Annotated in this window: 11 protein-coding genes; 5 read left to right on the top strand and 6 right to left on the bottom strand. The window is 64.8% G+C overall.

Annotated features, from left to right (window positions below; genetic code table 11):
* Positions 1–28 precede the first annotated feature (28 nt).
* The 4 genes from KXR83_RS15030 to KXR83_RS15015 all read left to right on the top strand — a co-directional run bounded on the left by KXR83_RS15030 (position 29) and on the right by KXR83_RS15015 (position 4,161).
* Positions 29–937: an ACP S-malonyltransferase gene (locus tag KXR83_RS15030; protein WP_437425500.1), complete on the top strand. Its 909-nt coding sequence runs from the start codon at positions 29–31 to the stop codon at positions 935–937.
* Between the two features lie 131 nt (positions 938–1,068).
* On the top strand, positions 1,069–1,377 hold the full coding sequence (gene acpM, locus KXR83_RS15025) for a meromycolate extension acyl carrier protein AcpM (RefSeq protein ID WP_062799656.1): 309 nt from the start codon (positions 1,069–1,071) through the stop codon (positions 1,375–1,377).
* Between the two features lie 6 nt (positions 1,378–1,383).
* Positions 1,384–2,649 (top strand): KasA/KasB family beta-ketoacyl-ACP synthase, encoded by a 1,266-nt coding sequence (locus KXR83_RS15020; RefSeq protein WP_099384248.1) that lies wholly within the window; start codon positions 1,384–1,386, stop codon positions 2,647–2,649.
* Positions 2,650–2,709: 60 nt separating this feature from the next.
* Positions 2,710–4,161: an acyl-CoA carboxylase subunit beta gene (locus KXR83_RS15015; RefSeq protein WP_437425499.1), complete on the top strand. Its 1,452-nt coding sequence runs from the start codon at positions 2,710–2,712 to the stop codon at positions 4,159–4,161.
* A 204-nt stretch (positions 4,162–4,365) separates the two neighbouring features.
* Here KXR83_RS15015 and KXR83_RS15010 read toward each other — a convergent pair whose 3' ends face one another.
* The 5 genes from KXR83_RS15010 to KXR83_RS14990 all read right to left on the bottom strand — a co-directional run bounded on the left by KXR83_RS15010 (position 4,366) and on the right by KXR83_RS14990 (position 9,876).
* Positions 4,366–4,884, bottom strand: coding sequence for a DUF3145 domain-containing protein (locus tag KXR83_RS15010; protein ID WP_023953903.1), 519 nt, complete (start codon positions 4,882–4,884; stop codon positions 4,366–4,368).
* 121 nt (positions 4,885–5,005) lie between these two features.
* Entirely contained in the window at positions 5,006–5,812 is an 807-nt protein-coding gene (locus tag KXR83_RS15005; protein WP_437425498.1) for a serine hydrolase domain-containing protein, read from the bottom strand.
* Positions 5,813–5,996: 184 nt separating this feature from the next.
* Entirely contained in the window at positions 5,997–7,133 is a 1,137-nt protein-coding gene (locus KXR83_RS15000; protein WP_062799661.1) for an NDMA-dependent alcohol dehydrogenase, read from the bottom strand.
* Positions 7,134–7,394: 261 nt separating this feature from the next.
* Positions 7,395–8,999, bottom strand: coding sequence for a fatty-acid--CoA ligase FadD5 (gene fadD5 / locus KXR83_RS14995; protein WP_437425497.1), 1,605 nt, complete (start codon positions 8,997–8,999; stop codon positions 7,395–7,397).
* Between the two features lie 55 nt (positions 9,000–9,054).
* Positions 9,055–9,876: an enoyl-CoA hydratase-related protein gene (locus tag KXR83_RS14990; protein WP_437425496.1), complete on the bottom strand. Its 822-nt coding sequence runs from the start codon at positions 9,874–9,876 to the stop codon at positions 9,055–9,057.
* A gap of 173 nt (positions 9,877–10,049) precedes the next feature.
* On the opposite strand from KXR83_RS14990, the gene KXR83_RS14985 reads away from it, so the two are divergent.
* Positions 10,050–11,330: a TetR/AcrR family transcriptional regulator gene (locus tag KXR83_RS14985; RefSeq protein ID WP_437425495.1), complete on the top strand. Its 1,281-nt coding sequence runs from the start codon at positions 10,050–10,052 to the stop codon at positions 11,328–11,330.
* Between the two features lie 6 nt (positions 11,331–11,336).
* Here KXR83_RS14985 and KXR83_RS14980 read toward each other — a convergent pair whose 3' ends face one another.
* On the bottom strand, positions 11,337–12,176 hold the full coding sequence (locus tag KXR83_RS14980; RefSeq protein ID WP_437425494.1) for a hypothetical protein: 840 nt from the start codon (positions 12,174–12,176) through the stop codon (positions 11,337–11,339).

The raw sequence follows: 12,176 nt of genomic DNA, 5'->3' as shown, positions 1-12,176 counted from the left end.
ACACGCCAATAGGGTGTTCTCTTGTCAGGTGCTCTCCTTGCTTGCGCCCGGACAGGGTTCCCAGACCGTCGGTATGCTCACCCCTTGGCTTGAGCTGCCCGGCGCCCGCGACCAGGTTTCGACCTGGTCGAAGATGACGAAACTCGACATCGCACGACTCGGCACCACCGCGACGGCTGACGAGATCACCGATACCGCCATCACTCAACCGCTGGTCGTGGTGTCCGCACTGCTCGCATTCGATGAACTCTCCAAACGCTCTCCCCTGCCGGCCGACGCCCTCGTCGCCGGCCACTCTGTGGGCGAGCTGGCCGCAGCCGCCATTGCCGGTGTGCTGACCGCTGATGAGGCCGTGGCCCTGGCTGCTGTTCGCGGCGCCGCGATGGCAAAGGCATGTGCGCTCGAACCCACCACCATGGCCGCAGTGCTCGGTGGCGACGAAAGTGCCGTCCTGGCCCGTCTCGAGGAGCTCGACCTGGTTCCGGCCAACCGCAACGCGGCGGGACAGATCGTCGCTGCGGGCGCAGCCGCGGCCATCGACGAGTTGATCGCGAACCCGCCGGAGAAGGCGCGCATCCGTAAGCTCGCGGTCGCCGGCGCCTTCCACACCAAATACATGGAGTCTGCGCAGGAAGCGGTGGCCCAAGCTGCCGCGGACATCGTCCCGCAGGATCCGAACAGGACGCTGCTCTCCAATTCCGACGGCCAGCCCGTCACCTCCGGGCGCGATGCGCTCGACAAACTGGTCGCCCAGGTCACCAGCCCGGTGCGGTGGGACCTGTGCTCGGCCACGATGCGCGAGAAAGCCACCACCGCGCTCGTCGAGTTGCCGCCCGCCGGCACACTCACCGGAATCGCCAAGCGCGAACTCAAGGGAACTCCCACCCGGGCCCTCAAGACCCCCGATGACCTCGAGGGACTCACCGATCTTGGATAGCGGTGGCGACGCACCTCGCGTCTCCACCCCCGGAAAGTGACAGACCAAGCACGCAGGTCGTCACAGTCCAACGCGGCGTTCGCACGCCGTCCGGAAGACACCCGCATTACGAAGAAGAAGGGAGCCACATAGTGGCCGCCGCACAGGAAGAAATCATTGCCGGACTCGCTGAGATCATCGAGGAGGTCACCGGCATTGAGCCCTCTGAGGTGACTGTGGAGAAGTCGTTCGTCGACGACCTTGACATCGACTCGCTGTCGATGGTCGAGATCGCAGTGCAGACCGAAGACAAGTACGGCGTGAAGATCCCCGATGAGGATCTCGCCGGATTGCGCACCGTCGGAGACGCTGTGTCCTACATCCAGAAGCTCGAAGCCGAGAACTCCGAGGCCGCCGACGCGATCCGCGCCAAGCTGGACGCCGACAAGACCGGTGAGTGACCAGTAGTGACTAACTCTCTTCGCGATTACTCCACCCTCGGCGGGAATTTCCCGAACGTCGTCGTGACATCGATGGTTGCCACCACTTCCGTCGGCGAAGACCTCGATTCCACGTGGAAGGGTCTTCTCGCCGGAGAGAGTGGCATCAAAACGCTCACCGACGACTGGGTCGAGGAGTACGACCTCCCGGTCCGGTTCGGTGGGCGGCTTGTCAAAGATCCGACCGACGAGGTCTCGCGGGTCCAGGCCCGCCGCATGGCCTACGTCGAGCGGATCGCCTATGTGATGGGCAAGCGCCTCTGGGTGCATGCAGGCGAGCCCGACGTCGAGAAAGATCGTCTCGGCGTTGTCATCGGCACCGGACTCGGTGGCGGCGACGCTCTCATCGAGGCCGACAGGGTCATGAAGACCACGGGCAACTACCGCAAGGTGTCCCCGCTGGCAGTACCCATGTCGATGCCCAACGGTCCCGCCGCCGTCGTCGGACTCGAGATCGGGGCCAAGGCCGGCGTCATCACGCCGATCTCCGCCTGCTCCTCGGGATCTGAGGCCATCGCTCACGCGTGGCGTCAGATCGTCATGGGTGACGCCGACATCGTCGTCACCGGTGGCGTCGAGGGTCACATCGACTCGGTGCCCATCGCGAGCTTCGCGATGATGCGTGCGATGAGCACCCGCAACGAAGACCCGGCTGCAGCCTCGCGCCCGTTCGACAAGGACCGCGACGGCTTCGTCTTCGGAGAAGCCGCTGCGCTCATGGTCATCGAGCGTGAGGACCATGCTCGGGCTCGTGGCGCGCACATCCACGCACGCGTGCTCGGTGCGGGCATCACGTCCGACGGCTACCACCTGGTCGCACCCGACCCGGAGGGAACCGGCGCCGCGCGGGCAATGAAACGCGCGATGTCGACAGCTGGGCTGAGTGCATCGGACATCACCCACGTCAACGCCCACGCCACGTCCACCTCGGTGGGCGATACGGCCGAAGCGTTCGCGATCAACGCGGCCGTCGGCGATCATGCCGCGGTCTACGCACCGAAATCTGCCCTCGGGCACTCCATCGGTGCGGTGGGGGCACTCGAATCGGTTCTGACCATCAAGTCCATCGAAGAGGGAGTCATCCCTCCGACCTTGAACCTCGACAATCAGGATCCGGAAATCAACCTCGACGTGGTTCACGGTGAACCCCGTTACGGCCAGATCGAATACGCCATCAACAACTCGTTCGGATTCGGTGGGCACAATGTCGCGCTCGCCTTTGGGCGCTACTGACCCGTTGCCCCCTGTTCCTTCACGACAGGGCGCTTGAAGATCTACCTGTAAGGAGATTCCATGACCACCATGGCCCCGATCACCAAGCACGAAGAGTCGGTCGACCCGCGAGATCCATTGCTGCGCTTGACCAACTTCTTCGACGAAGCGTCGATGTCGTTGCTGCACCCCCGCGACAAGTCGGGAGTGCAGGCTGCAGTCGGGCGAGTCAACGGTGTTCGCACCGTCGCCTACTGCACCGACGGCACCGTGATGGGTGGGGCCATGGGGGTGGTGGGATGTAAGCACATCGTCAACGCCATCGACACCGCCATCGCCGAGCAGGCACCGGTCATCGGTATCTGGCATTCCGGCGGAGCACGGTTGGCCGAAGGCGTCGAAGCACTGCACGCCGTCGGCGAGGTGTTCGAGGCAATGGTCCGCGCGTCGGGCTACGTCCCGCAGATCTCCGTGGTCGTCGGCTTCGCAGCCGGCGGCGCCGCATACGGCCCGGCCCTCACCGACATCGTGATCATGGCCCCGGCCGGACGCGTGTTCGTCACCGGCCCCGACGTGGTCAAGAGCGTCACCGGCGAGGTCGTGGACATGGAGTCGCTCGGCGGCCCACTCACCCACGGTAAGAAGTCGGGCGTCTCGCACATCACCGCAGACTCCGAGCCCGACGCCTACTGGCGCGCACGCCGGCTGGTCGCCACCTTCAGCCAGCAAGGACACTTCAGCCGCCAGAAGGCCGAAGCCGGCGACACCGACCTGCGGGCCCTGCTGCCCGAGTCGAACCGTCGCGCATACGACGTCCACCCGATCGTGCGGGCCCTGCTCGACACCGACATTGCAGCCGACGGCGAAACCGAGATCTCGAGTTTCGAAGAGCTGCAAGCAAAGTGGGCTCCGAACATCACCATCGGATTCGGCCGCCTGTCCGGCCGAAGCGTCGGCGTCATCGCCAACAACCCGCTGCGCATGGGCGGCTGCCTCAACTCCGAAAGCGCCGAGAAGGCCGCACGCTTTGTGCGTCTCTGCGACGCATTCGGCATCCCGCTGATCGTGATGACCGACGTCCCGGGCTATCTCCCCGGCGTCGGCCAGGAATGGGACGGCGTCGTCCGACGTGGAGCCAAACTGCTCCACGCATTCGCCGAATGCTCGGTTCCCCGCGTCACCCTGGTCACCCGCAAGATCTACGGCGGCGCCTACATCGCGATGAACTCGCGTGCCCTCGGTGCCACCGCCGTGTACGCATGGCCGGGATCCGAGGTCGCCGTCATGGGCGCCAAGGCCGCGGTCGGCATCCTGCACAAGAAGGCCCTGGCAGCAGCGCCCGACGACGAGCGTGAAGCACTCCACGAGCGCCTTGCCGTCGAGCACGAAGCCATCGCCGGCGGCGTGGGTCGCGCACAGTCGATCGGCGTGGTCGACGAGATCATCGATCCCGCCAAAACCCGCAGCATCATCGCCGAAGCACTCGCATCGGCGCCGGCACGACGCGGACGCCACAAGAACATACCGCTGTAACTGTTCGCTGTGTTTGATGGTTCGCTCCGTCGCGGGCCTCAATGCGCGTTCTTCGCTCGTCACTCAGTCGCTGCGCTCCCTCGTTCCTCACTGCATCACGCGCGGCCCTCCCCTGCGCTCACGTGAGGGGCGGCTTCAAGAGCACCAACGACACCGGCCCGGACTTTTCAGTCCGGGCCGGTTTTTGTTGTCTTGTTTACGCGTTCAACCCACGCGCTGATGCAGCCAGGTGACCTCTGCGCCATCGCCCCCCATGCGGAACGACTCGAGGGCCTCGTCCCAAGCGGTGCCGAGCGCGGCATCGAGCGCGCCGGCCAATTCCATTCCATCGGTGTGCGATTCGATGAGTGCGCGCAATTGCATCTCGCCCACGATCACGTCGCCGTTGGCGCTCATCGAACCGCGCCACAACCCCAGACCGGGTACATGGCTGAAACGTTCACCGTCCACACCTTCACTCGCGTTCTCGGTGACCTCGAACCGCAGGACCGTCCATTCACGGAGAGCGTTGGCCAGTCGGGCACCCGTACCCACGGGCCCCACCCAGTCCACCGTGGCACGCTGCAACCCCGGCCCTGCGTCCTGCGCCGACCATTTCAGGTTGGCGCGGGCGTCTAGGGTCGACGAAAGAGCCCACTCGACATGTGGGCACAACGCGACGGGTGCGGAGTGTATGTACACAACACCCGATGTCACGTCCGCAAACTGATTCAGATTGCGCACTTTCCACCTCCGGTTTCGACGAGAACGTCTTCCCCAACGTCTGTCGCTCCAGCGGCGGATATCACACCTTTGGTGATTATTGTGCCTTAAGTGACCCGTGTTGCGCTAGTGCACGGTGATTTCAATGTGTCAGCGACTCGACAACCGAATCGTTGAACTCGCTCCACAACGGCTTGGCCCACGGCCCGAAAGCACGGTCGGTCAACACAACGCACGCTGCCGACAACGCCGGGTCCACCCATAAGAACGTGCCCGACTGACCGAAGTGCCCAAAGGTTCCCGGACTATTGGCCGCGCCCGTCCAGTGCGGATCCTTGTTCGAGCGCAATTCGAACCCCAGACCCCAATCGCACGGACGGTGCTTTCCGTACCCGGGCACGAATCCGTCGAGGCCGGGAAACTGAACCGACGTCGCATCGGCGAACAACGAGGACGACACCAGTTTCGGGTTGAGCAGCTCGACCGCAAAAGCCGCAAGGTCCTCGACCGACGAGTGCGCCATGTGCCCCGCCGACCCCTGCAATGACGTGGACCCCATGCCGAGTGGCTCGCACACGCCCTGGTGCAGATAGTCCGCGAACTCGATACCCGTCTCCGCCCCGATCAGATCGGCGAGCACCTCGAATCCCGCGCTGGAGTAGATCCGCTGCTCCCCCACACCCGCCGTCGGGGTGCGGCCCTCGAACGGCAGGCCCGATGCGTGCGCCAACAGATGGCGAACGGCGGAGCCCTCCGGCCCGGCCGGCTGATCGAGCTCGATCGCCCCTTCTTCGACCGCCACCAGGGCCGCGTGTGCGGTGAGCAGCTTGGTGACCGACGCGAGCAGGAACACCTGCTGCTGGTCGCCATGGCTTTCGATGACCTCTCCGCCGGCGACCACCGCGGCCGCCACCGTGTCGACCGGCCATTTCTCGAGTTGTCTGAGCATGCGTTCATGCCATCACGACCGAGGCGGCACGGGCAACACGCCGCAACTGCACACCCGTGGAAATCGTTGCGGGGCAGCGGTTGGGCACCTCCTGTGCGAGGTACCCGACCACACCCGGGAGACACAAAAAAAATGGGGCCGGCGAGTGTGCGCTCGCCGGCCCCGGTGAGAGGGTTCGGGTTGATCAGACCGCGTGGTCTTCTTCGGTGAACCGGATGACTCCGCGAATGTTCTTGCCGTCCAGCATGTCCTGGTAGCCCTCGTTGATCTGGTCGAGGCGGTACTGGCGGGTGACCATGTCGTCGAGGTTCAGCTTGCCCATCTTGTACAGCGACAGCAGCTGCGGGATGTCGAGCTTGGGGCTCGCGCCACCGAAGATCGTTCCCTGCAGGTTCTTCTGGAGCAGGGTCAGCATCGCGAGGTTGAGGGTGACGTCGGACTCCATCATGCTGCCCATGCCGGTGAGCACGCAGGTGCCGGCCTTGGCCGTGATGCCCATCCAGAGGTCGACATCCTTGCCGTGCACCTCACCGACGGTGACGATCACCTTCTTTGCCATCTGCCCGGCGGTCACCTCGGCGATGGTCATGGCTGCTTCTTCGACACTGGCGAATGCGTGCGTGGCACCGAACTTCATGGCCTGCTCGCGCTTCCACTCCACCGGGTCGATGGCGAAGACATAGCGTGCACCCGAGAGCACAGCTCCCTGGAGAGCGGAGATGCCGACACCACCAATGCCGACGATCGCGACATCTTCACCCGCCTGCACGTTCGCACTGTGGGTGGCCGAGCCGTAACCGGTGGGAACACCGCAGCCCACCAGGCAGGCGACCTCGAACGGGATCTCCGGATCGATCTTCACCACCGAGGTCTCGTGGACCACCATGTATGGAGCGAACGTACCGAGCAGGGTCATCGGGTAGACGTTCTCGCCGTCTGCGGTCTGCACGCGGAAGGTGTGGTCGGACACCGCTTCTCCCTGCAGGAGCATGGCCCCCATGTCACACAGGTTGCTCTGTCCGGAACGGCACGACGGACATTTGCCGCAGGAGGGAATGAACGAGAGCACCACATGGTCGCCGACCTGGAAGTCGGTGACGCCTTCGCCGATCTCGTCCACGACTCCGGCGCCCTCATGGCCGCCGAGCACCGGGAATCCAGCCATCGGGATGCCGCCGGTCACCAAGTGGTGATCGGAGTGGCACATCCCGGCGGCTTCCATCCGGATCTTGACCTCGCCCTTGCGGGGGTCACCGATCTCGATCTCTTCGATCGCCCACTTCTCGTTGAAGTTCCGGAGCAAAGCGCCTTTGGTCTTCATTCAAACCCTCCACTCGCGGCGCCCGACGCGGCACCGCTCTTCTGCATTGAAGGTGACCACGTCACCACGGTTCGACCACTGCAGTGACGACGGTCACTGGTCTCCAAGAAGTGTAACGTGTTTCAGTTTTCAGGGCCAGAACGGGTCTTGACCTGTGTCAGAAGACTTTCCGAAAACCCGGCAAACGGCGGGAAATTACGAGGACCCCCGACCGTCTCCTTGAAGAGTCGATCGGGGGTCCCGCGGTGTCTCCTGGGTCTATCAGTGCTTGAGACCGGCGTCCTTGCCGCCGTACTCCTTGCGCAGCGACGGCTTGACGACCTTGCCCGACGCGTTGCGCGGCAATTCGTCGATGACGATCATTTCCTTGGGCTGCTTGAAGCGCGCGAGATGCTCGTTCAAGAACTCGATCAGTTCCTCGAAGGTCAGTTCTTCGCCGGGCTTGAGCACCACGATCGCAACCGGCACCTCGCCCCAGCGGTCATCGGCCTTGCCGACCACCGCTGCCTCGAGAATTTTCGGATGGGCGAACAGCGCATTCTCCACCTCGGCGCAGTAGATGTTCTCGCCGCCGGAGATGATCATGTCCTTCTTGCGGTCCACGACGTAGATGAAACCCTCGTCGTCCATGCGGACCAGGTCGCCGGAATGGAACCAGCCGCCGGCGAATGCGTCGGCGGTGCCCTGGGGGTTCTGCCAATAGCCCTCCATCATCGTGGGACCGCGGTAGACGATCTCGCCCACTTCGCCCGGAGCCACGTCGTTCATCTCGGCGTCCACCACACGGGCCTGAACCGCCGGGATCACCTGACCCACCGAGCCCAGCTTCCGGAGCGCGTCCTTGCCCTCCAGCACACAGGTGATCGGCGACATCTCCGTCTGACCGAACACGGCGACGTTGATGGCTTCGGGGAAGGTGTCGGCCATGGCCTGCAAGACCGTGTCCGATGCGGGAGCCGCGCCCCACGAGATCACACGCAACTTGAGGTTGCGGGGCTTGGCCTGCTGCACCGCGCACACCACCTGCCACTGAGCCGGGACGAGGAAGATCGACGTGATCCCTTCCTTCTCCAGCACGTCGAGCAGCGATTCCGGGTCGAAGGCCCCCAGGGGGTGGATCACCGTGCGGATGCCCATGTAGAACAGCGGAGCCATCGCACCCATCGCGGCGATGTGGAACATCGGAGCCACACAGGAGCCCACGTCGTCATTGCGGATGTGCAGAGCCGAGATACAGGTGACCGCCTGCGCCTGCATGTTCGCGTGAGAAAGCATGGCGCCCTTGGGGTTACCGGTGGTTCCCGAGGTGTACATGATCATTGCGATCGAGTTCTCCGGCACGTCGATCGCAGGCAGATCGGAGGGGTCCTCGGCAAGGAGGTGCTCGTAGTCGAGCGCGTCGGCGACATCGGACGGGCCGACGATGATCAGGTTCTCGATGCCCTCGGTGCCCTTGCGGACCGCATCGGCCAGCGGCGCCAGCAGCGACTCGGTGATGACAACCTTTGCACCGCTGTCGGCCACGAGGAATCCGACCTCGGGAGGCGTCATCCGGATGTTGACCGGCACCGCGATCGCGCCGATCAGGTTGGCGCCGAAGATCGCCTCGACGTACTCACTGCGGTTCAGCATCAGGATCAGCACACGGTCGCCGAAACGCACACCCCGTCGGTACAGGGCTGCAGCGAACGCGACCGAGCGGTCGTTGAGTTCTTTCCACGTGGTGTCCTGACCCTGGAAACGCAACGCCACGTCGTTCGGCTTCATCGTCGCGTGCCGCCGCACGTGGGTGTTCCAGTTGTTCCGGCGCGACCGGAAAGGCTCTTCTACCAAGTGGTCTGATTGGGCCAACGTGGTGCTCGTCATGTTCTGCTTCCTGTCGTGGGACCGCCCGTTCGCGTCGAACGGGCATTGGTGTCAATTACTGGTTGGACGCCGATACGGGCTTGCGTGCCTTGCCGCGGGAGGCGAATGCTTCGATGAGCGCCGCGAACTCGGGCGACTGCAGCAGTTCGATCTGGCCCTCACGTTCGAGGTCGAGTGCGAGGTCGAACCCAGCCAGCGTCTGAGCGTCGACGGCCTGCTTGGTCAGCTCCAACGCCCGTGGCGATGCGGCCAGCAGTTTGTCGATGACCTTGTCGACCGTGGCCTGCAGCGCATCTGGTTCCACCACCGCCGTCACCAGACCGTCTGCCCAGGCCTGCGCCGCCGGCAGTTTTTCTCCGAGGAGCGCCATCGCGTTGGCTCGGGCCCTGCCGACCGCGGCAGCGACGGTGGCGGTGGCGGCGCCGTCCGGCATCAGCCCGATGTTCACGAAGGCGAGCAGGAAGTAGGCGTCGGACGCGGCGTAGACGAGATCCGAGGCAAACGCGATCGACGCGCCGATACCGACAGCCGCCCCACCGACCACGGCGACCACGGGAACCTTGATCGCGCGAATGGCGCGGACCACGTCTGAACCGGTGTCGATGGTCTGCTCGGCACGGACTCTGGCTTCTTCCGGCGACTGCGGCGGCTCGGCCGTCGCCATCGCCACGATGTCTGCCCCGGTGCAGAAGTCGCGACCCGGTGCGCCCAGTACAACCAGTCGCACTGAGTCGTCCCTCGCCCACGCGGTCATCACCTCGATGAACGCCACACTGGTCTCGGAGGCCATCGAGTTCTTTCGCTCAGGCCTGTTGATCACCAGCCGAGCCACTCCACGTTCGTCGATCGACGTTGTCAGGCCGTCTTGCCCTTGCATGTATGCCACCCTCGGCTCAGATCTGGCAGCTGCGACACAGATCACGTGAATCCACATTAACTTCTCAGATCGCGGTCGGGGGCGTCAAGTGACGCCGCACGTCTCCCCTGGCGGCACACAACACAGGCGGACCACCGCTGCGCCCACGCGGTACCTGCAGCTAGCATGATCGGATGGCATCTGCCAACGGCCGGTTGAAGACGGCCCAGACAACCACCGGCGACACGCCGAAACCTCGGCAACGACCGAAGGATCGACGCGATCAGATCATTCGCGTCGCTGCCGAGTCGTTCAGCCAACGAGGATATTTCGCGACGGGCGTGGACCAGATCGCCGGCGAGGTCGGGATCAGTGGACCCGCCCTGTATCGCCACTTCCCCAACAAGTACGCGCTCTTCTCGGAGACGGTGCGGACACTCGGCGCCGATCTGGAACGTGCCGTCGAAGTTGTGCCCGAGTTACCGGAAGACCCCGAACAGGAACTGCGCCTGTTGATCACCGAATTGACCCGGACCACGATCGACAACCGGTCGCGGGGGGCGCTGTACCGGTGGGAGGCGCGATACCTGACTCAGCCCGATCGGCAGGCGCTGGGCGAGATGGTCGGTCGCATGCACACCCGCTTCGCCACGCCGCTCGGCAGGATGAGACCAGAACTGACCGAGACCAATCCGACCGTCGCCGGCCGGCTCAACACCGATGCCAGATACCTCAGCGGATCGGTGCTGAGCGTTATCGGTTCGATCACCACGCACCGGGCGTCGCTGCCGCGCAAGCGCATCGAAGCGATCATCATGTCCGCGGCGATGACGGTGGCGTGCACCGAACTCCCGCCCGTGGAGGCCCCCGTCGGGGACGCCGCCGCCGGCCCGGTCGGAATGGCGATGGCGTCCAAACGCGAAGCCCTTCTGACCGAGGCCATTCGGCTGATGCGCGGGCGGGGCTTTCACGACGTCACGATGGAAGAGATCGGCGCAGCCGTCGGCATGAATCAGTCCGGCGTGTATCGGCACTTCGACACCAAGGTCGCGATGCTGACCGCCGCTTTCCAACGTGCCAGTGAGCGCCTCACGGCAGGGATCAGCGACGCCCTCGCGGAATCGGCCACCCCGCGAGAGGCCCTCGACAACCTCGTGTCGCGGTATGTCGAGATGTCTTTTGTCAACAGTGACCTGCTGAACCTGTACCTCTCGGAAATCGGTAGCGTGCCCGACCCGCTACGCGCCGAGCTACGCGATCAGCAACGCCGCAATGTCGAAGAATGGGCGCAACTCGTCGTCCAGATCAGGCCGGGTCTCAACCCCGTCGAGGCACGGTATCTCGTGCACGCCGCCACCAACACCGTTCTCGACCTGGGCAACTGGGAACGTTACGACGCACGTCCCTCCACCCGCAGGCGCATCGAAGCCGTCATGTCGGCGATCCTTCTCGGCAACGGGCAGAACATCTCCTGACCTGCGTCAGATCACCTTGAAGTCGGCCAGCTTCCAACCGTCAGGCATCCACTGGAGTGTCACCTCGACGCGCGACTGGTAGGGCACGCCGTCCGGGAACTGCTCCGCGGTGCCCGGCGCCGTCACGCTCTGATCGATGGCGAGAAGAACTACTGCCTCGGTGGACGACAGCGAGACCACACCGGCAGAGACCACCTCGGCGTTGGCGACCGCCTGCGCGTTGGCCGTCCCTTCGCGGGCCTGCCGCGACCCTTCGATGAAGTCTCGGGCGAATGCCGGCGTGGAGATCTCGGTGATGCGCTCGTCGAGCGCGGCAAAGTTTGCCGAGTCATAGGTCAGGAGCGTGGTTGCGTACTCGCCGGCGAGCTGGACTGCGCCCGGGCGCAACTGGTTGACCTGGTCTGCCGAGTCGGCGCGGCTGTGCGCATCTCGGTAGAGGTAGGCGAAGACACCTGCGGCGGCCAGTGCGACAACGAGCAGTACCGACAGCACCCGAACCGTCCAACGGCCATCACCGAATCGCTCGATTTCGACATCGGTTGCCTCCGATTCGACGGCCGTGTCCGGCGCTGCGGCGGCCGATCGCCGCCACCACCGGCCCGACCGTCTGCGCGCCCGAGCCTCCTCCTTGGCACGGCGCGCTTGGGCAGCGGCCCGCATCTTGTCGCGGTTTCGGCGGTTGGCCTCGAGGAACTCCGCAGAATCGAACGGAGAGGGATCGTCCCCGGCCGCGGCGTCTCGGCCGGGGTTCGACGAAGTCGTGTCGGTCTCGGGGACGGAAGCATCGGGCTGCGCCGATTCGGCACCTCGGTCGCCGGTTCCCCCCAGCTTGGCTTTCGGGCTCAT

This window comes from Williamsia muralis (assembly GCF_051487485.1).
Classification (GTDB): Bacteria; Actinomycetota; Actinomycetes; order Mycobacteriales; family Mycobacteriaceae; genus Williamsia; species Williamsia muralis_B.
This window is presented reverse-complemented; position numbering and strand designations above follow the sequence as displayed.